The sequence below is a fragment of the Kitasatospora sp. MAA19 genome, from assembly GCF_029894125.1.
In the GTDB taxonomy this organism is placed as follows: domain Bacteria; phylum Actinomycetota; class Actinomycetes; order Streptomycetales; family Streptomycetaceae; genus Kitasatospora.
The window spans coordinates 124,186-143,308 of the sequence record NZ_JARXYZ010000003.1; the positions used below are offsets into that span (position 1 = coordinate 124,186).

A 19,123-nucleotide genomic window follows, 5' to 3' on the forward strand; every position below is an offset into this window, starting at 1 on the left:
GTTCCACGCTCGTGTGCGCGGGCGCATCAGGGTGTGTCCCTAGGCGGTTCTCAGGGACAAGTCAGGGTCCGGACAGGGCTCGCACCGGTTGGGCCGGGCCGGGCCAGCCGGGAGGATGGTGGTCATGACCGAGGACCACCGCATCCAGGAGGCCGGGCCCGCCGCCCCGCCGGAACCGGACCGCCCGCCGCTGACCAGGACCGAGCACCACCGCGTGGTGGCCGGCGTCTGCGGCGGCCTCGGGCGACACCTGGACATCGACCCGGTGGTCTTCCGGGTGGTCACCGTGGTGCTCTGCCTCTCCGGCGGCCTCGGGCTGTTCCTGTACGGCCTGGCCTGGCTGATCGTCCCCACCGAGTCGGTGCCGGACGGCAAGGGCGGCAGCCGGCACGGGCGCACCGAACTCCAGCGGGTGCTCACCGGCCGGGTCGACGGCCAGTCGGTCGGCGCGGTGCTGCTGACGGTGATCGGCACCGGGGTGTTCTTCTCCTCGATGGGCCAGGACGACCAGCTGTTCCCGCTGCTGCTGCTCGCGGGCCTGGTCTTCCTGGCGGTGCGCTACGACCCGGAGCGCCGCCGAGGCCGGCTGCGCGGACGCCGCCGCGGCGGCCCGTACGACCGCCACTACCCCGACGCGGACCCGGCCGGCCCGCACCCGTGGCCCTGGCCGGAGGAGGACGAGGCCGCCCGCGCCCGGCACGCCGCGGAGCGCGCCGCCGGAACGGTGCCCGCCGACTCCCCCGCCCCCGGCCCGACCGGCTACCTGTGGGACCCGCGCCACCCCGAGCGCAACCCCTACGGCGCCACCACCACCCCGCCGTTCGGCACCCCGGTGCCCCCGGTGGGCGGCCCGGCCCAGCCCTGGTGGCGGCGCGCCGACCTGCCCGCGGGCGACCCACTGCGCAAGGACGGCCCGCCCCGCAGGCCGCGGCCCACCGCCGTCCGGCACCCGCGGGAGCGGTCCGCGCTCGGCTTCTTCGGCCTGCTGCTGGCGATCGGCGCGGGTGCCGCGGTCTGGTCCGCCTCCGCCGGCCACACCGGCGTCACCGTGCTGAGTGCGACCGTGCTGGCCACCGCGCTGCTGGTGATCGGTCTGACGCTGCTGCTCGGCGCGAAGTTCGGCCGGGCCCGCAAGCTCGCGATGACGGGCCTGCTGCTCACCCTGGCGCTGGTCTTCGTCGGCCGCTCGACGGACTCCGTGCAGAACGCCGTCGGCCAGCGCGACTTCACCGTCGTCGCGACGGCCGACCTGCAGCCCAAGTACTCCCTCGGCGCCGGCCGGATCCGGCTGGACCTGACCGGGCTCGACCCGGCCGGGACCACCCTCACCAGCAAGGTCGAACTCGGTGCCGGCGAGCTGACCGTCCTCCTGCCGCCGGACGCGACGGTGAACCTGGTGACCCGGATGGGCCTCGGCGACGTCTCGATCCCCGGTGACCGCAACGACGGCACCGGCCGCCACACCTACCTGCTGCAACCCGGCAGCGGTCACTCGTCCAAGGGCACGCTCGACCTCGAACTCGCGGTCGGGATCGGCAACATCAAGGTGGTCCAGCAGTGAGGAAGCACCCGCTCGACCTGTTCTCGCTGATCGCGGGCGGACTGTTCACCACGATCGCCGTGGTCTACCTGGTCGCGGCGCTCAACGACCAGACGGTGAACGGCCGGATCGTCATCCCGGTCACCTTCATCGTGCTCGGCCTCGGCGGCCTGGCCGGCGCGGTCGCGGCGGTCACCCGGCGCGGCCGCACCGACCGCGAGCCCTGACCGCCCAGGGCCGGCCGTTCAGGACCGGCCTTCACAAGGGCCGGCCCCCGCGCTCAGCTCTGCAGCGGCCCGAGGTTCAGCTTGTCCCCGTCCTTGGTGACGGTGTACTTCGGCAGCGGTTTGACCGCCGGCCCGGTGACCACCGCGCCGGTGGCGGCGTCGAACCGGGAGCCGTGGCAGGGGCAGTACAGCCGGCCGTTCTTCGGGGCGTCGACGGCGCAGCCGGAGTGGGTGCACACCGAGGACAGGCCGCAGTACTGGCCCGCCGTGGGCTGCACGATGTAGACCGCGTCCCCGGTGGCCGGGTCCTTGACCTGGGCCGAGCCGCCGACCGGCACGCTCGCGGCCGACACCGAGGGGGCCGACCCGGCGGGCGCCTGGCCGGTGTTGGCGGGGGCCGCGGACTGCTTGGGCGGTTCCTGCTTCGCCGGCTCCTGCTTTGCCGGTTCCTGCTGGGACGAGGCCTGCGTGGACGGGTCCCGCTCGTCCCGGCCGAAGGTCCGGGTGAGCGAGCCGGTGAGCAGCCCGGCGCCGCCGATCGCGACGGCGGCGATCCCGCCGTCCACCAGCGCCCGGCGCTTGACGTGGTCCTCGGCCAGCCCGCGCTCGCGGTCCCGGCCGGCCCGCCGGGCGAGGTAGCCGTCCACCGACAGGTACGGCGTGCCGGCCAGCAGCAGCGGCGTCCAGGCCATCAGGTAGGCGAGGTCGTTGCCGAGGTAGTACGGCGAGATGCTCCAGCTGACGGTCAGCCAGAGGCTGAGGCTGATCATCACGCCGCCGAGCGCCGCGGCCCGGCCCCAGAGGCCGAGCAGGGTGCCGAGGCCGACCGCCAGCTCACCGAAGGCGATGGCCAGCGCGAACAGGGTGGGCGCGTCCAGGGCGGCGCCGAGCAGGAAGGAGATCGGGCTGCCGGCCCTGGCCGCCTGGGTCTGCGAGACGAACGACGCCGGGTCGCCCGCCCCGGCCAGGTAGTGCGCGTCGGACAGCTTGTCGAGGGCCGCGTACACGAAGGTGACGCCGAGGAAGAGCCGCAGCGGCAGCAGCGGGTACCTGGACGCGAACGCCCTCCACTGCGCCACCCGGTCGGCCAGACCGACCGCTCCACCGTCGACCGCCGCGGAGTTGCTGACCTCCGACATCGCTCACACCTTCCCTCACGGCCCGCCACTCCTGACAGGTCCGGTCCGCATTCTGCCCGCTCCCGATCGCTTTCGGTGGGAGGTCCCACCCGGTCGGCGGCCGCCGCACCGAGAACGGCCGCGCCGCCGTTCCCCTGTATACGGGAACGACGGCGCGGCCGTTCGGCACCGACTCAGCGGCTGTCCGACGAGATCCGTCGGACAGCCCTACCGGCCGGCGGGAGTGCTCACTCCCACTCGATGGTGCCCGGCGGCTTGCTGGTGACGTCGACGACGACGCGGTTCACGTCGCGGACCTCGTTGGTGATCCGGGTGGAGATCCGGGCCAGCACGTCGTACGGCAGGCGCGACCAGTCGGCGGTCATGGCGTCCTCGGACGAGACCGGGCGCAGCACGATCGGGTGACCGTAGGTGCGGCCGTCGCCCTGCACGCCCACGCTGCGCACGTCGGCGAGCAGCACGACCGGGCACTGCCAGATCTCGCGGTCCAGGCCGGCCGCGGTCAGCTCCTCGCGGACGATCGCGTCGGCGTCGCGGAGCAGGTCCAGCCGCTCCCGGGTGACCTCGCCGACGATCCGGATGCCCAGGCCCGGGCCCGGGAACGGCTGGCGCTGGACGATCTCCTCCGGCAGGCCCAGCTCCTGGCCGACCATCCGGACCTCGTCCTTGAACAGCTTGCGCAGCGGCTCGACCAGCTGGAACTGCAGGTCCTCGGGCAGGCCGCCGACGTTGTGGTGGGACTTGATGTTGGCGGTGCCGGTGCCGCCGCCGGACTCCACCACGTCCGGGTACAGGGTGCCCTGGACCAGGAAGTCGACCGACTCGCCGTGCTCGCCGGCCTCGGCGATGATCTCGGCCTGGGCCTGCTCGAAGACCCGGATGAACTCCCGGCCGATGATCTTGCGCTTCTCCTCGGGGTCGGTGACCCCCTTCAGCGCGTTCAGGAAGCGCTCCGCGGCGTCGACCACCTTCAGCTGCACGCCGGTGGCCGCCACGAAGTCCTTCTCGACCTGCTCGGTCTCACCCTTGCGCATCAGACCGTGGTCGACGTACACGCAGGTCAGCTGCTCGCCGATGGCCTTGTTGACCAGGGCGGCCGCGACCGCGGAGTCCACGCCGCCGGAGAGGCCGCAGATCGCGCGCTTGGTGCCGACCTGGGCACGGATCAGCGCGACCTGCTCCTCGACCACGCTGCCGGTGGTCCAGGTCGGGGCGAGGCCGGCGCCGCGGTAGAGGAAGTGCTCCAGGATCTGCTGGCCGTGGTCGGAGTGCAGCACCTCGGGGTGGTACTGGACGCCGTAGAGGCGCGCCTCGTCGTTCTCGAAGGCCGCGACCGGCACCACGTCGGTGGAGGCGGTGACGGTGAAGCCCTCCGGGGCGGCGGAGCAGGCGTCGCCGTGCGACATCCACACCGAGTGCTGCGCCGGGACGCCCTCGAACAGGGTGGAGCCGGGGCGGCTGACGGTCAGCGGGGTGCGGCCGTACTCGCGGGAGCCGGTGTTGTCGACGGTGCCGCCGAGGGTCTTGGCCATCAGCTGGAAGCCGTAGCACATGCCGAAGACCGGGACCCCGGCCTCGAAGATCGCGCGGTCGAGCTGCGGCGCGCCCTCTTCGTAGACCGACGACGGGCCGCCGGAGAGGATGATCGCCTTGGGGTTCTTGGCGAGCATCTCGGCGACCGGCATGCTGCTCGGCACGATCTCGCTGTAGACCCGCGCCTCACGCACCCGACGGGCGATGAGCTGGGCGTACTGGGCACCGAAGTCGACCACCAGGACGGTGTCGTTGTCCGGCGCGGACTGGACGGGAATTGCAGAGGACACAGACGGCCTTCCGGCAGCGGTACGAGAGGTGTCACACCGAACCGCTTCCCCGGCGGGGGCCGCGGCGGCGACGGGTGGGGGTGTCTGGACACCGATTCTACCGGGCTGTCCGGTTTCACTCGTCTGCCCGTCCAAACGACCGTGACCGCGCGGGGCCGTCTTTCGTTGCTTCTGACGACCGTACGACCGCGCCGCGCCCGCCAGGCGCGCCGCCTTCGCCCCGGCCAAGGGCGCCGCCGTACGGACTGCAGGACCACGCGTGGAGCTTCATCCCAGTCCACCGGCGCATGTGGCGCCACCGCCCCGGCCCGCCGGGAGCGCGGCGCCGTGGGACCGTGCGCGGGTGCCGCGGCCGGCCAGCAGGGGACAGCGACCCCGGCCGCGACTGGACCGAGAGGTGGGACGGCCGGCGCCGGGGACGCCCGGGGCCGACCGTCGCACCCCCGCCGCGAGCCGGGCACACCCCGGGCGCACACCCCGTCCCGTCCCCGCGCCGCTACGCGCGTCCCAGTGCGCCGCAGCCACTCACACCACTACACACCGTGATCATCGACGCCGTGCGTCGACGCCTGCCCACCATCGCCCGCCGGCCTGAACCGGGCGTGCACCCGTGCCCGAACGGCGTCCTCGGGTCTGCACCCGCACCAAATGGACTGTGCCGAACTGTGCCGAATCGGTTGCAGAGCAAGCCCTCCGTCCAGCACGATGCTGCGTGGAAGCGGTTCTCCCGGCGGCCGGCAGGCGCACTGCGGAGACCCCGACCGATGCCGCCGCCTTGTGCGGCGACGCCGTACGCGCCCTCACACTCCGTGAGCGAAGGCCCGGCGCAGACCTGCGCGCCGACCCGCCGCACCGCGAGCGTGCGCGCCCCGCGCCACCGGCCACCCACGCCGGGCCGCGCGGGCGCGACCCCGAAGCCGACCGACCCGACGGCGCTCCTCCCCCGGCGCCGTCACCCCAGCACCGGCGCAGCCCTGACGCCGCGTGCTGAGCGACAAAGGGCCCCGTTCCCCCGCGGGGCCCTTTGCCCTGTCCGGGCTCACGCGGTCCGGACCGCCGCGCTCAGGACCACCGCGCGCAGGGCCGCCGCGCTCAGGGCTGCTTGCGCCAGACGCTCGGATCGACCGGTTCCTCGGCCGGAGTCCCCGCGCCCGGCGAGGGCACCGGCGGGGCGTCGTGCGAGCCGACCACGTCGCTCACCCCCGCCCCGGACGCGTACGGCTGCGGCCCTGGGGCGGCCTGGTACGGCGCGCCCGGCTGCGGCGGCACCGCGCCGTACGGGGCGTCGCCGTACGGGGCCGGGCCGTAGGCCCCCTGGGGGGCCGCCGCACCCCGGCCGCCGACGGCCGCCAGCACCGACGGCACCACCAGCGCGCCGATCGCCGCCCAGACCAGGTTGGCCACCAGCACGCTGACGAACACCAGACCGATCGAGGTCTCCCGGGACACGCCCAGCTGGTTGTAGGTGGTGCCCCACCCCGGGTTCGCGGAGGACGTCGAGATGGTCATCAGCGCGCCGCCCGCCGCCATCAGAGCGGTGAGCACCACGGCGTGGACGGCCGCCAGCCGGAGCCGGTCGGCCGCGTCCAGCCGCCGCCGGTACGCCGACCAGCCGAGGACGCCGGTCGCGGCGAGTGCCAGCAGGCCGGTCCAGCGCCAGTCGGCGCTCTGGTCGTGCAGGTCGAAGAAGGAGAACTCCATGCGGTCGGGGCCACCCCGCCAGTCGCCGTCGATCGCGGACGCCGCGCCGGACGTCCCGCTGAACCCGCGCAGGGTCGCGCCCGAGCCCAGGCCGAGCAGGCCCAGGCCGAGGTTCGGCAGGAAGGCCAGCGAGATCGCGGTCTGCCAGCCCTTGTCGCTGTTGGCGGCGACCAGCACGAAGCCCGTCACCGAGGCCAGGCCCAGCGACAGCGCCAGCGCCTGGCCGGCGGTGAGCGCGGCCACCGCCCAGCCGCGCACCGCCCGGCTGCGCCAGGCGGCCCAGCGCAGCGCGTCGGTGCCGTAGACGGCGAAAGCCGTCAGCGCGGCGAGCAGGGCGGTCCAGCCGGTCGCCTCCAGCCAGCCGGAGTCCACGGTGTACGTCACCCCGAGGGCGCGGCCGACGAGGCCGGAGTAGCGCCCGCCGGCGGCCTGCGGCTGCCAGGTCGTCCCGCCGACCAGTCCGAGCAGCGCGGTCACCGCCGCCAGGACCACCGCGGTGCGCAGCGCCTCGCCCGCGGCCTGGCCGCGGCTCAGCTGGAGGCCGGCGGCCCGGCGGCGGCGCGCCCCCGCCCGTACGCCGAGCCAGAGCGCCAGCATCCACAGCACGGTGACCGTCAGCGGCACCATCCGGAGCAGCAGGTCCGAGCCCTCCGCGTCGCCACGCTTCAGCGGGGTGGTGTACCCCAGCTTGAACGGCGCGCCGAGCGCGTTCAGCGCCAGCGACAGGGCGGCACCGAAGCGCTCGCCGAACTCGGGCGCCCGGAACAGGTAGGAGAACTGGTAGTCGCTCGGGATCGCCACGATCAGCGCGGTCAGGAGCAGCACCGCGGTCGGCGCGACGGCGGTCAGGAGCGCCGGGCGCCAGTCCGCACCGACCAGCCGGCTCAGCGCGGTCGGCCGGCCGGCCTGCGGGTCGTACGGCCGTCCGGCGCCCCAGCTGCCCAGCGCGGGCGGGCCGGCGGACGGCGGGTAGCCGGGGCCGGGCGGCAGCGGGCCGTAGCCGGGCGGCGGAGGTGGCGGCGGGCCGTAGCCGGGCGGCGGACCGTACGCCGGCGGGGGCGGTGCAGCAGGGGGTGCAGCGGGCGGTACGACCGGCATGGCGGCCGTCGGCGGGGGCGGCGCCGACGGCCGTCCGCACGAGGCGCAGGCGGGCGCCCCTTCCACCGATGCCGCACCGCACGACGCGCAGATGGCCATGGACCGGTTTCCCCCCGCTCGACGAGTTCCTGGTCCCCCAGAAAGCCCGTTTATCCCATCGGATCCGAACGAATGTCAACCGGGCACCGGGCCGGGCGGGTTGGCCCGCCGCGGCCCGCTCAGCCGCGCTTCTTCGGGACCTCCGGGACGGGCAGCAGCGGCAGCCGGAGCGCACCGAACGCGTCCTCCGGGACGGCCGGCCGGGCGGGCGCCACCGGGGCGACCCGCCGGTAGGCCTCGCCCGGGGCCGGACGGCCGTCCGCCTCGCCCTTGTTGGGCCACATCGACATGGCGCGCTCGGCCTGCGCGGTGATGGTCAGCGAGGGGTTCACCCCGAGGTTCGCGGAGACGGCCGCGCCGTCGACCACGCTGATCCCCGGGTGCCCGTACAGCCGGTGGTAGGGGTCGACCACGCCGGTCTCGGGGGCGTCGCCGATCGGGCAGCCGCCGAGGAAGTGGGCGGTCATCGGGATGTCGAAGATCTCGCCGACGGTGCTGCCCGCGAAGCCGTTGATCTGCTCGGCCAGCGCCTGGGCGCCCTGCTCGGCGGCCGGGATCCAGGTCGGGTTGGGGGCTCCGTGGCCCTGGGCGGAGGTGAGCCGGCTCCTGCCGAGCGGGCCCTTCTTCAGCGAGACGGTGATCGAGTTGTCCAGCGACTGCATCACCAGGCCGATGATCGTCTTCTCGGACCAACGGTGCTGGTTCATCGAGCGGGCGAAGGTCACCGGGTGGCGCACCGAGTCGCCCAGGTAGCGCAGCCAGCGCGGGGCCCGTCCGCCGCCCTTGACCTGGGCGATCGACAGCGCGCCCATCGCGTTGGAGCCCTTGCCGTAGCGGACCGGCTCGATGTGGGTGTTGGCGTCCGGGTGGATCGAGGAGGTGATCGCCACCCCCTTGGTGAAGTCCGCCCGGGAGCCGTAGCGCCGGTCGGTGGTCTGCGCGCCCACCAGTGCCTCGGAGTTGGTCCGGGTCAGCTCGCCGAGCCGGGCGGAGATCCCGGGCAGGTGCCCCGCCTCGCGCATCCGGTGCAGCAGCGACTGGGTGCCGTAGGTGCCGGCCGCGACCACCACCCGGGCGGCGGTGATGGTCCGCGCACCCGCCTTCACCCGGTCGGTCCGGGAGCGGGCGTCGGTGCGGCGCACGTCCACCGCGAAGCCGCGGCTCCCGTCGGCCCCGCCGCACTCGCGGATCCGGGCCACCGTGGTGAGCGGGTGGATCTCGGCGCCGCCCCGCTCGGCCAGGTACAGGTAGTTCTCGGTGAGCATGTTCTTGGCCCCGTGCCGGCAGCCGGTCATGCACTCGCCGCACTCCACGCAGGCCTTGCGGGCCGGCCCGGCGCCGCCGAAGTACGGGTCGGCGACCTCGTCCCCGGGCGCCGCCTTGGCCCTGCCGCCGGCGTCCTGGCCGTCCCCGAAGAAGACCCCGACCGGTGCCATGTGGAAGGTGTCGCCGACGCCCAGCTGCTCGGCGGCCGCCTTGAGGTGCACGTCCGAGGGGGTGACGGTCGGGTTGAGCCGGACCCCGAGCATCCGCTGCGCCTGGTCGTAGAACGGCGCCAGCTCCTCCTGCCAATCGGTGATGTGGCGCCACTGGCGGTCCTCGAAGAAGGCCTTCGGCGGCACGTACAGGGTGTTGGCGTAGTTCAGCGAGCCGCCGCCGACCCCGGCGCCGGCCAGGATCAGCACGTTGGCCAGCAGGTGGATCCGCTGGATCCCGTACAGCCCGAGCTTCGGCGCCCACAGGTAGTTCGACAGGTCCCAGGAGTTCCTGGGCAGTTCGTCCCGGTCGAAGCGCCGCCCGGCCTCCAGGACGGCGACCCGGTAGCCCTTCTCGGTCAGCCGCAGCGCGGCGACCGAACCACCGAAGCCGGAGCCGACCACGACCACGTCGTAGTCGAACTCCGCCGCACCGCCGGACTCCACCATCTGCCATTGCTCCTTCGAGACGCGAACCTGACTACGGGAGAGGCGAGTTGTCCCCTCCTCCCGGGCCTGACCCCAGGGTCGGACCCCCGGGGTGCGGCCGACCGGCCGTACCCCGGGTCGTACTCCTCCACCGGGACGGCTACTTGAACCGCAGCGCCTTCAACGCCCGCAGCCCGCCGGTCATCACCGCGGCGAACTGCCGGTCGTCCAGGCCGAACGAGGGCGCGATCGGCATCAGCCGCTGGGTCGCGATGGTCTGCGCCTCGGTGAAGCGCAGGATGCCCTCGGCGCCGTGGCGGCGGCCGAGCCCGGAGTCGCCCATGCCGCCCATCGGCGAGCCGACCGAGCCGTACGCGGCCGCGTAGGCCTCGTTGACGTTGACCGTGCCGGTGCGCAACCGGGCCGCGACCGCCCGCCCGCGCCGCAGGTCCCTGGTCCAGACGCTGGAGTTCAGGCCGTACGGCGTGGAGTTGGCAGCGGCCACCGCCTCGTCCTCGGTGTCGAAACGGTAGACGGAGACGACCGGGCCGAAGGTCTCCTCGCCGCAGACCGCCATGTCCGGGGTCACCCCGTCGAGGATGGTCGGCTCGAAGAAGTACGGGCCGAGGTCGGGCCTGGCCCGGCCGCCGGCCAGCACGGTGGCACCCGCCTTGACCGCCTCCTCCACGTGCCGGGTGGTGGTCTCCAGCTGGCGCACCGAGACCAGCGAGCCCATGTCGGCGCCGTAGGCGAGGCCGCCGCCCAGGCGCAGCGCCCGGGTGCGGGCGGCGAAGCGCTCCAGGAAGTCGTCGGCCACCGAGCGGTGCACCAACAGCCGCTCGATCGAGATGCACAGCTGCCCGGCGGAGGAGAAGCAGGCCCGGACGGCGCCCGCGGCGGCCCGGTCGAGGTCGGCGTCGGAGAGCACCAGCATGGCGTTCTTGCCGCCGAGTTCGAGCGAGGCGCCGACCAGTCGGGCGGCGGCGCGCTGGGCGACCTCGCGACCGGTGCGGGTGGAGCCGGTGAACGAGACGTAGTCGGCGTGCTCCACCACGGCGGGGCCGATCACCGGGCCGTCGCCGATCACGACCTGCCACAGGTCGGCCGGCAGCCCGGCCTCGACCAGCAGCTCGCGGGCCCACAGCGCGGTCAGCGCGGTCTGCGTGTCCGGCTTGTTGACCACGGCGTTGCCGGCCACGAAGGCGGGCAGGGCGTCGCCGATGGACAGCTCCAGCGGGTAGTTCCAGGGCGAGATGTGGCCGACCACGCCCTTGGGGCGGCGAGCCTCGATCGCGTGGGTGAGCACCGGCAGCGCCCCGCCGTGCCGCTTGTCCCTGAGGTATCCGTGCGCGGCCCGTCCGTAGTGCCGGGCGGCCATCGCGACGGCCAGCACCTCCTCGAAGGCGTGCAGCCGGGCCTTGCCGGTCTCGGCCTGGATGAGGTCCAGCACCTCGTCCTGCCGCCGGAGCAGCAGGTCGTGGAAGCGCAGCAGGACGGCCGCGCGGCGGCGCACCGGCAGCGCGGCCCAGGCCGCCTGGGCGCGGCGGGCCAGCTCGAAGGCGACCTCGACGTCGGCCGGGGTGGACTGCGGCAGGCTCGCCAGCCGCTCACCGGTCAGCGGGGCGACGGTCTCCACCAGGCTGGGCTCGCCGGTGGCGGTGACGCCGGCGGCCAGCCGGGTGACCAGGGACGGCGGGACGGCCGCCGCGACGGTCCGGCCGCCGCCGGGGGCGGGCGGGTTCCCGGTCGCCGGGTGTTCGGTGGCCACTGCGTCTGCTGTGAGGTCCGACATACGGCGCAGCCTAGGCGCTCGGCGGCCGGTCCGGTACCCGTCGGTAACAAGAATCTGCCGGAGTCGGGCGAAAGCGGGCGCCCACCGGCCGGCGGGTGGGCGCGACGGATCAGCGGGTCGGCGTGAAGTAGTGGAGCACCGCGTTGAAGCGCTGTTCGGCCTCGTTCCACTCGTTGCCCTTCTCCGGGCTGGACGAGTAGATCGCGTAGCTGGTGCCGTCGTCGTCGATGAACTCGGCCTCGATCGCCCGGCGGCGGCCACCTCCCTGCGCGGCGTAGCTGAACTCCCAGACGGCCGCCTCGTGGCCGTTCACCGCGACGCTGGTCAGCTTGTGCTGCTTGTACTCCTTCAGCGACTTGGAGACGGAGGTCTCCATCTGCCGCATGTGCTCCAGCGGCTTGACCGACTGGCCGACGGTGACGGCGAACTGCAGGTAGTGCACCTTGCCGTCGGGGCTGTAGAAGATCTGGTTGTCGGACGCGGCACTGCGCTGCCAGGCCGGGGTGCCCGAGGGCAGCGGGAAGCGGAAGCCGGCCGGGTCGTCCACCCAGTGGTAGCCGGGGGGCGCGGCCGGCTCCTGGCCGGGACCACCGCTCGGGTCCGAGGTGGCGGAGGCGGCCGGGGTGACCGGGGAGGTCGGGGCGGTCGGGCCGGAGTCGTCGGCCGAGCGGCCGCCGCCGGGCCGGGTGGCGAAGAAGGTGGCCCCGGCCGCCAGCAGGCCGACAGCCAGCGCGATCGCGACGATCTTCAGGGTGTTGCGGCGCTTGGCCGGTCCGCGCGCAGGCGCAATGGGGTGCGCCACCGGCGCGGTCACGGCGGCGAGCGCCGGTGCCCCGGCCACCACGCCCCCGGCGGTGTCCACGACGGCCTCGGCGGTCGGTTCCTCGGCCCCCTCCTGCGCCGTGTCCGCCGCGTCCTCCTCGCGGTCCTCCTCCGCCACCGGGTGCTCGCCGCGGTCCACCACCGGCACCGACTGGGTGGGCATCCGCACCGGCGCGACCGACTTCAGGCTGATCGTGTGCCCGACCTGCACCTCGGCCAGCATCCGGGCGGCCTCGTCCGCGGTCGGCCGCTCGGCCGGGTCCTTGGACATCAGCGCGGCCAGCACCGGCCCCAGCGGCCCGGCCCGACGCGGCTCCGGCAGCGGCTCGCCCACCACCGCGGCCAGCGTGGTGATCGGCGAGGTCCGGCGGAACGGCGACTGGCCCTCCACCGCGGCGTACAGCGTCGCCCCGAGGCCCCACAGGTCCGAGGCCGGCCCGGGCCGCTCGCCCTGGGCGAGCTCCGGCGCCAGGTAGTCCGGCGAGCCGACCAGGTCGCCCGGGCGGGTCAGCTCGGCCGAGCCCTCGTACGTCGCGATGCCGAAGTCCAGCAGCACCACCCGCCCGGTGCCGCGCTCCAGCAGCACGTTGGCCGGCTTCACGTCCCGGTGCAGGACGCCGAGTTGGTGGCCGCGGTGCAGCGCGGCGAGCACCTGGCTCCCGACCTCGGCGACGGCGCGCGGCTGCAGGGTGCCGTCCTGGCTGATCACGTCGGCGAGCGAGCGGCCGTCCACCAGCTCCATCACGATCCACGGCCGGCCGTCCTGCTCCAGCACGTCGTGCACCGTGATCACGCCGGGGTGCTTGATCCGGGCGGCCGCACTGGCCTCCCGCTTCATCCGGGCGTGCAGGATCTGCAGCTCGTCCTCGGGCAGGTGGTTGACGGTCAGCTCCTTGACCGCGACCTCGCGGTCGAGCATCCGGTCCCAGGCCCGCCAGACCGTCCCCATGCCGCCCCGGCCGAGCCGGTCGCCCAACTCGTACCGCCCGGCCAGCAGCCGCTCCGCCTCGGCCGTCTCCGGCCGGTCCTGCACGCCCATCGGCGACCGCTCCCCCTCGCATCCGCCTGCCGTCACCGCGACGGAGGGGCCTGGTGCAGACCACTGTTCGAACAAGTCCCACGCACACATTAGGCGTACCTTGCCGACCCCGGTAATCACGCCCACCCGCCGGACCGGCGTACCGGGACGGAGCCGGGCCGTCAGCCTGCGAACAGCACCACCGCGGTTATCCCCAGCACCAGCAGCACGAACACGCCCCCCACCAACAGCGGGCCCAGCAGCGCCGGGGGTATCCGCGGCGGCCGCACCTCGGCCGACCGCCCGGTCCCGTCCCCCGCGGCGGTCTCCACCTGCCCGCCGCCCTGCCCGCCACGCTTGCCACGCTCGCCCCGCCCACCGCGCTCGCCCCGCCCGCGTCGGCGCGGCACCAGCGGGCCGTCCGGCCGCGGCACCAGGGCCCGCGCCGCCCACTCCTCGTCGACCGGCTCCGGCGCGCCCGCGAGCAGCGCCGACAGCTCCCGGCGGACCTGCTCCGCGGTCGGGCGCCGCGAGGGGTCGGGCTGCAGCAGCCGCTCGACCAGCGGCGCCAGCGGCCCGCAGACCGCCGAGGGCTCCCGCCGGCCGTCCCGGACCGCCGTCACCAGCTCCGGGACGCCGCCGTCCGGAAACGGCGAGCGGCCGGTGACCAGCCGCTGCACCAGCACCCCGAGCGCCCAGCAGTCGCCCGCCGGGCCACCGTCCAGCGGCCAACGCTCCGCCACCGGTCCGACCAGGGTGGCCCGCACGTCGTACCGGCGGCGCCCGCCCGGCCCGCCGAGGTCCTCGGCCAGCGCCTCCTGCGCCACCCCCGCCAGCAGCCCGCCGAGCATCGCCGCGCCGTCCTCGCAGACCAGCACCGACTCGGCGGTCAGGTTCCCGTGCACGAGCCCGTCCTCGTGCAGCGCCCGCAGCGCGCCGGCCAGGTCCGCCGCCAGCTCGGCAGCCCGGTAGGGCGGCACCGGACCGGCGGCCACGAGATCGGCCAGCGTCATGGCGCCCGGCCGCTCCTCCACCGTCCACAACAGCTCGCCCTCGACGAAGGCACCGACCCCGCGCAGCAGCCGGGGGTGCCTGGTCGGCGCGGCCGAGCCGACCGCCGCCACCCGGCGGACCAGCCGGTCGGCCTGCGCGGGCACCTCACCGTCCAGGTCCTGACCGCCGGTCAGCAGCGGGGGCAGCTCCAGGGCGCGCAGCAGCACGGACTCCCCGGTCCGGTCGTCCACCGCCAGGGCGCGCAGCGGTTCGGGACGGTCCGTCAGCCGGTACCGCCCCGCCAGCAACTGACCCGGGCCGCCTCGCATGCCAGTTCCTCTCGCTCACCGAGCAGCCTACTGAGCGGCTCCTTTACGCTCGGTCCCATGGACTGGACCGAGCTGATCGACACCGCCTTCAAGGTGGCGGGCAACAACAACAAAGCCAACCAGGCCGAGGCCGTACGCACGGTCGAGGCCGCCGTCATCGACGGCGAGAATCCGGTCGCCTCCACCGCCGGGCGCCATCCCGACCACTTCCGCAAGGGGGTGCTCGTCCTCACCACCCACCGACTGCTCTTCCTCAAGGACGGTAAACCGCCAGTCCCAGTTCCGCTTACGGCGGTCACGGACGCGACCGTGACCAGGACCAAGCTCAACGGCGACGTCCTCACGGTCGTCGCGCTGACCGGCTCGCACCGGTTCGAGGACGTGGCCAAGGCCGACGTCTTCGCCGAGCGGCTCCGGGAAGCCGCCCGGCGCGCCCGCACCGCCCCGCCGACCAAGCCGACGCCGACCGACGCCGCCCCCCGCCGAGCTGAACGCCGGCGATCAACTCCTCGGCCAGCTGGAGCGGTTGGCCGCCCTGCACGCCTCCGGCGCGCTCACCGACGAGGAGTTCACCCGGGCCAAGGCCCGCCTGATCGGCTAGGGCCGGTCCGGCCGCGGGGCCCGGCAGGCCCTGGTGCCACGTCCTACGGCGCGGGCTGGAAGCTGGCGAAGGCCGCGTCCCGGGCCTGGGAGTTGGCCGGGGAGCCCCAGTCCGCGTCCGGGGTGATCCAGTAGATCGCGTAGCCGTACTTGGCCGGGTTCCCGGTGACGAAGCCCCGGTTGAGCGAGTGCGTGCGCGGCGTGCCGCTGGTCCACTCCCAGTCCGCCGCGTTGGTCCACTGCCGGTAGGTGAGCGCCGCCAGGTTGACCCGCTGGTAGTTGGTGACCTTCGAACGCAGGCCCGGCTCGGAGTCCTGCCAGTCGGCGAGGGCACTGGGGCCGGGGCTGGTGGTCCACTCGATGGTCAGGGTGCTGCCGTTGCCCTTGAAGATGCGGCGGGTGCTCTCCGACCCGGACGGCTGCAGCCAGTCGGGCAGGACGACCGAGAAGCCGCTCGGGTCCTTGTACTCGTGGTAGCCGGCCGGAACGGCGGCCCCCGGCGGAGTCGGGGTCGGGGTCGGGGTGGGGGTCGGGGTCGGGGTCTGCACAGGAGCGGGGGCGGGCGGCGGAGCGGCGGGCGGCGTGGTGGCCGCGGCGGTGTCGGGCGCCTCGGTGCCGGGCGTGTCGGCGGCCGGCCCGGTCGCCGCCGGGGTCCCGGTCGCCGCCGGGGTCCCGCTCGGCCCGGTCTCGCTGCCGGCCGCCACCGGCGCGGTGGCACCCGCGCCGTTCGCCGACTCGCCGTCCCCGCTGCCGACGGCCTGAACCACCGCGACCACGCCGGCGATCAGCAGCAGGACCAGCACCACGGTGACCACGGCCAGCCGCCGCCGGCCGTTGCGCGGGTCGGCACCGGCCGCCTGGGTGGCGCCCAGCGTCCACTCGCTGGTCACCGGCCGGATCGGCTCGGTCGCCGGAGCCGGGGTCGAAGCCGAATCCGGTGCCGACGCCGGCGCCGACGCGGCCTCGGACGCCGGCTCCGCGCCGGGCTCCACCGCGGCGGCCGGCTCCTCGGCCTTGACCCGGCTGCCCACCCGGACCGTCCCCAGCAGCCCGCCGATGGACCGCTTGCGGCCCTCCTCGGCCTTGGCCGCGGCTGCCGCCGGGGCCTCCTCCGGCTCCGCGGCGGCGGCCGGCTGCTCGATCGGCACCGCGTGCTCGGTCGTCGACTCGGCCTTCGCGGTGGCCTCCGCGACGACCCGCTTCAGCATCGACCGGGTCTGCGAGGCGTCCAGCCGCTCGCCCGGGTCCTTGGCCAGCAGCCCCTCGATCACCGGCTGCAGGGCCCCGGCGTTCACGGGGGCGGTCAGGTCCTCGGTCATCACCGCGGTCAGGGTGGCCAGCGCCGAGCCCCGGTCGTACGGCGGCCGGCCCTCGACCATCGCGTACAGCGTGCCGCCCAGCGACCACAGGTCGGCCGGCGGTCCGGGCTTCTGCCCGCGGGCCCGCTCCGGGGATATGTACGAGGGCGCGCCGACCAGCATGCCGGTGGAGGTGACCGAGGCGTCGCCCTCCACACTGGCGATGCCGAAGTCGGTGAGCACGACCCGGCCGTCCTCGCCGATCAGCACGTTGGACGGCTTGACGTCCCGGTGCAGGATGCCCAGCGCGTGCGCGGCACTCAGCACGCCGAGCACGTCGAGCGCGATCTCGGCGGCCCGGGCGGGGGCGAGCGGTCCGTCCTCGCGGATGACGTCGGCCAGCGAGCGGGACTCGACCAGCTCCATGACGATCCACGGCCGGTCGTCCTCCTCGACCACGTCGAAGACGGTGACCGCCGAGCTGTGCCGGATCCGGGCGGTGGCCTTGGCCTCGCGCAGCGTCCGGACGATCAGCCGGTGCTTCTCCTCCTCCTCGACGCTGGCGTTCATCCGCAGTTCCTTGACCGCGACGGTCCGGCCCAGCATCTCGTCCTCGGCGCGCCAGACGGTGCCCATACCGCCGCGTCCGAGCACCGCGTTCAGCCGGTAGCGGCCGGCCAGGAGGCGGCCGGTGGAACCCTGCGCCTGGGTCATTCGGAACGTTCCCCCATGTGCTGCCGGCAGTCGTGGTGACGGCGTGTCGGCCCGGCCTCAGGCCCGAACGCCCAAGCCTCCATCATCCCCTGTCCCCGGGGGCCGCGACCACCCGCCCCCCGGAACGCAAGCCGGGACATACCGGATCCGGCCCGGCGCTCCGTGCCCGATCTGTGATCGAAAACTCGCCAAGATCCGCCCGGGGCGCTGCTACCGTTCGGCAGCTCATCGTCTTTCCGGGGGGATCCGATGCCCATGACCGCACCCGCACCGGGCCCTGACGGCCAGTCGGGCCGGCCGCGCACCGCCCAGCACTACTCGGTCGCACCCGCCCCGGACACCCCCGAGGGCTACGTCGCGCCCGGTATGCCCGGTGTCCCGGTGGCCGGATACGTCCCGGCCGCCGCCTCCCCCCGGAGGGGCCCGCGCCGCCGCACCGCCCTGGCGGTCGCCCTCGCCGTCCTCGCCATGCTGCTCGGCGGTCTGGCGTACGGCTGCGCACCGGCCCGAGCCGCGGACAGCCTCGGCTGGCTGGCCATCGCCCTCGCCGCCCTGGTCGCCCTACCGCTCGGCCGCCTCGGCGGCCGCAGCCGGGTGCTGCCGCTGCTCGGCGCGGTGCTCGCGGCCGGCGCGCTGCTGCTGGGCCAGCTGACCGGCCAGGTCCGCCGGGTGCACGCGGCCGGCCCGGGCCCGCGCGGACTGCCGCACGACGTCCTGGCGCACTGGCGCGCCGAGCTGCGCGCGCTCGACCTCGCCTTCTACGGCATCGCCCTGGTCGGCGGGTTCCTCCTCACCCGCCGCACCGCCAACCGCGGCTGACCCCCGGACAGCCCGAAGGCCCCCGCCCGAACCGGCGGAGGCCTTCGCCACACGTGCCTCAGCGGTGGTTGAGCGCCGGGTTGACGGTCACCTCGACCCGCTGGAACTCCTTGAGCTCGGTGTAGCCGGTGGTGGCCATCGCGCGGCGCAGCGCACCGAACAGGTTCATGGTGCCGTCGGGGGTGTGCGACGGACCGGTCAGGATCTCCTCGGTGGTGCCGACCGTGCCGAGGTCCACCCGCTTGCCGCGCGGCAGCTCCTCGTGGACGGCCTCCATGCCCCAGTGGAAGCCCTTGCCGGGCGCGTCGGTGGCCCGGGCCAGCGCGGCACCGATCATCACCGCGTCGGCGCCGCAGGCGACGGCCTTCGGGATGTCGCCGCTGTAGCCGACGCCGCCGTCCGCGATCACGTGCACGTAGCGGCCGCCGGACTCGTCCATGTAGTCGCGGCGGGCGGCGGCCACGTCGGCGACGGCGGTGGCCATCGGCACCTGGATGCCGAGGACGCCGCGGGTGGTGTGGGCGGCGCCGCCGCCGAAGCCGACCAGCACGCCAGCCGCGCCGGTGCGCATCAGGTGCAGGGCGGCGGTGTAGGTGGCGCAGCCGCCGACGATCACCGGGACGTCCAGCTCGTAGATGAACTGCTTGAGGTTGAGCGGCTCGGCGGCGCTGGAGACGTGCTCGGCCGAGACGGTGGTGCCGCGGATGACGAAGACGTCGACGCCGGCGTCCACGACGGCCTTGGAGAACTCGGCGGTGCGCTGCGGCGAGAGCGCGGCGGCGGTGACCACGCCGGAGTCGCGGACCTCCTGGATCCGCTGCTTGATCAGCTCGGCGCGGATCGGCGCGGCGTAGATCTCCTGCAGGCGGCGGGTCGCGGCGGCCTCGTCGGTGATCGTGGCGATCTCGTCGAGCAGCGGCTGCGGGTCCTCGTAGCGGGTCCAGAGGCCTTCCAGGTTCAGCACGCCGAGGCCGCCGAGGCGGCCGATGGCGATGGCCTGCTGCGGCGAGACCACGCTGTCCATCGGGGCGGCCAGGAACGGCAGCTCGAAGCGGTAGGCGTCGATCTGCCAGGCGATCGAGACCTCCTTCGGGTCCCGGGTACGGCGGCTGGGGACGACGGCGATGTCGTCGAAGGAGTACGCCCGTCGGCCGCGCTTGCCTCGCCCGATCTCGATCTCAGTCACTTCGAGCCCTTCTGGTTTGTT

13 protein-coding genes are annotated in these 19,123 nt (G+C 74.8%); 4 read left to right on the plus strand and 9 right to left on the minus strand.

The features are described from left to right. Positions 1 to 124 precede the first annotated feature (124 nt). The gene (locus P3T27_RS06065; protein ID WP_280675044.1) at positions 125 to 1,561 is read left to right on the plus strand and encodes a PspC domain-containing protein; all 1,437 of its coding nucleotides are present in this window, start codon (positions 125 to 127) and stop codon (positions 1,559 to 1,561) included. Continuing rightward, a complete protein-coding gene (locus P3T27_RS06070; protein ID WP_280675046.1) occupies positions 1,558 to 1,767 on the plus strand; it encodes a hypothetical protein in 210 nt (69 codons plus the stop codon). Before P3T27_RS06065 ends, P3T27_RS06070 begins: the two co-directional genes overlap by 4 nt. A 53-nt stretch (positions 1,768 to 1,820) precedes the next feature. Here P3T27_RS06070 and P3T27_RS40980 read toward each other — a convergent pair whose 3' ends face one another. The 7 genes from P3T27_RS40980 to P3T27_RS06110 form a co-directional block, all read right to left on the minus strand. Further along, entirely contained in the window at positions 1,821 to 2,906 is a 1,086-nt protein-coding gene (locus P3T27_RS40980) for a Rieske 2Fe-2S domain-containing protein (protein ID WP_348534061.1), read from the minus strand. A 227-nt stretch (positions 2,907 to 3,133) separates the two neighbouring features. Next, the gene (guaA, locus tag P3T27_RS06085; RefSeq protein ID WP_280675048.1) at positions 3,134 to 4,729 is read right to left on the minus strand and encodes a glutamine-hydrolyzing GMP synthase; all 1,596 of its coding nucleotides are present in this window, start codon (positions 4,727 to 4,729) and stop codon (positions 3,134 to 3,136) included. Between the two features lie 1,092 nt (positions 4,730 to 5,821). Beyond that, positions 5,822 to 7,528 (minus strand): hypothetical protein, encoded by a 1,707-nt coding sequence (locus P3T27_RS06090; protein WP_280675050.1) that lies wholly within the window; start codon positions 7,526 to 7,528, stop codon positions 5,822 to 5,824. Positions 7,529 to 7,746: 218 nt separating this feature from the next. After that, on the minus strand, positions 7,747 to 9,552 hold the full coding sequence (locus P3T27_RS06095) for a GMC family oxidoreductase (RefSeq protein WP_280675052.1): 1,806 nt from the start codon (positions 9,550 to 9,552) through the stop codon (positions 7,747 to 7,749). A gap of 139 nt (positions 9,553 to 9,691) precedes the next feature. After that, positions 9,692 to 11,323 carry a succinic semialdehyde dehydrogenase gene (locus P3T27_RS06100; RefSeq protein ID WP_280675054.1) on the minus strand — a complete coding sequence of 544 codons (1,632 nt, stop codon included), beginning with the start codon at positions 11,321 to 11,323 and terminating at the stop codon, positions 9,692 to 9,694. A gap of 109 nt (positions 11,324 to 11,432) precedes the next feature. Beyond that, positions 11,433 to 13,184 (minus strand): serine/threonine-protein kinase, encoded by a 1,752-nt coding sequence (locus P3T27_RS06105; protein WP_280675056.1) that lies wholly within the window; start codon positions 13,182 to 13,184, stop codon positions 11,433 to 11,435. Between the two features lie 161 nt (positions 13,185 to 13,345). Further along, positions 13,346 to 14,485, minus strand: coding sequence for a protein kinase (locus tag P3T27_RS06110; protein ID WP_280675058.1), 1,140 nt, complete (start codon positions 14,483 to 14,485; stop codon positions 13,346 to 13,348). A gap of 57 nt (positions 14,486 to 14,542) precedes the next feature. Between P3T27_RS06110 and P3T27_RS06115 the strand changes: the two genes are divergently transcribed. After that, complete coding sequence (locus P3T27_RS06115) at positions 14,543 to 15,220, plus strand: hypothetical protein (RefSeq protein WP_280675059.1); 678 nt, start codon at positions 14,543 to 14,545, stop codon at positions 15,218 to 15,220. Here the strand turns inward: P3T27_RS06115 and P3T27_RS06120 are convergent. Continuing rightward, positions 15,130 to 17,097, minus strand: a complete 1,968-nt coding sequence (locus tag P3T27_RS06120; RefSeq protein ID WP_280675061.1) for a serine/threonine-protein kinase — start codon at positions 17,095 to 17,097, stop codon at positions 15,130 to 15,132. The genes P3T27_RS06115 and P3T27_RS06120 overlap by 91 nt on opposite strands. A 255-nt stretch (positions 17,098 to 17,352) precedes the next feature. Here P3T27_RS06120 and P3T27_RS06125 point away from each other — a divergent pair, with 255 nt between their 5' ends. After that, positions 17,353 to 17,916, plus strand: a complete 564-nt coding sequence (locus tag P3T27_RS06125; protein WP_280675063.1) for a hypothetical protein — start codon at positions 17,353 to 17,355, stop codon at positions 17,914 to 17,916. Positions 17,917 to 17,974: 58 nt separating this feature from the next. On the opposite strand, the gene P3T27_RS06130 is transcribed toward P3T27_RS06125, so the two are convergent. Beyond that, a complete protein-coding gene (locus P3T27_RS06130; RefSeq protein ID WP_280675065.1) occupies positions 17,975 to 19,102 on the minus strand; it encodes a GuaB3 family IMP dehydrogenase-related protein in 1,128 nt (375 codons plus the stop codon). Positions 19,103 to 19,123 lie beyond the last annotated feature (21 nt).

Coding starts and splice junctions, on each gene's coding strand:
- P3T27_RS06095 (WP_280675052.1), bottom strand. CDS start 9,552: ATGGTGGAGTCCGGCGGTGCGGCGGAGTTCGACTACGACGTGGTCGTG.
- P3T27_RS06110 (WP_280675058.1), bottom strand. CDS start 14,485: ATGCGAGGCGGCCCGGGTCAGTTGCTGGCGGGGCGGTACCGGCTGACG.
- P3T27_RS06100 (WP_280675054.1), bottom strand. CDS start 11,323: ATGTCGGACCTCACAGCAGACGCAGTGGCCACCGAACACCCGGCGACC.
- P3T27_RS06125 (WP_280675063.1), top strand. CDS start 17,353: ATGACCGCACCCGCACCGGGCCCTGACGGCCAGTCGGGCCGGCCGCGC.
- P3T27_RS06120 (WP_280675061.1), bottom strand. CDS start 17,097: ATGACCCAGGCGCAGGGTTCCACCGGCCGCCTCCTGGCCGGCCGCTAC.
- P3T27_RS06065 (WP_280675044.1), top strand. CDS start 125: ATGACCGAGGACCACCGCATCCAGGAGGCCGGGCCCGCCGCCCCGCCG.
- P3T27_RS40980 (WP_348534061.1), bottom strand. CDS start 2,906: ATGTCGGAGGTCAGCAACTCCGCGGCGGTCGACGGTGGAGCGGTCGGT.
- P3T27_RS06090 (WP_280675050.1), bottom strand. CDS start 7,528: ATGCCGGTCGTACCGCCCGCTGCACCCCCTGCTGCACCGCCCCCGCCG.
- P3T27_RS06115 (WP_280675059.1), top strand. CDS start 14,543: ATGGACTGGACCGAGCTGATCGACACCGCCTTCAAGGTGGCGGGCAAC.
- P3T27_RS06105 (WP_280675056.1), bottom strand. CDS start 13,184: ATGGGCGTGCAGGACCGGCCGGAGACGGCCGAGGCGGAGCGGCTGCTG.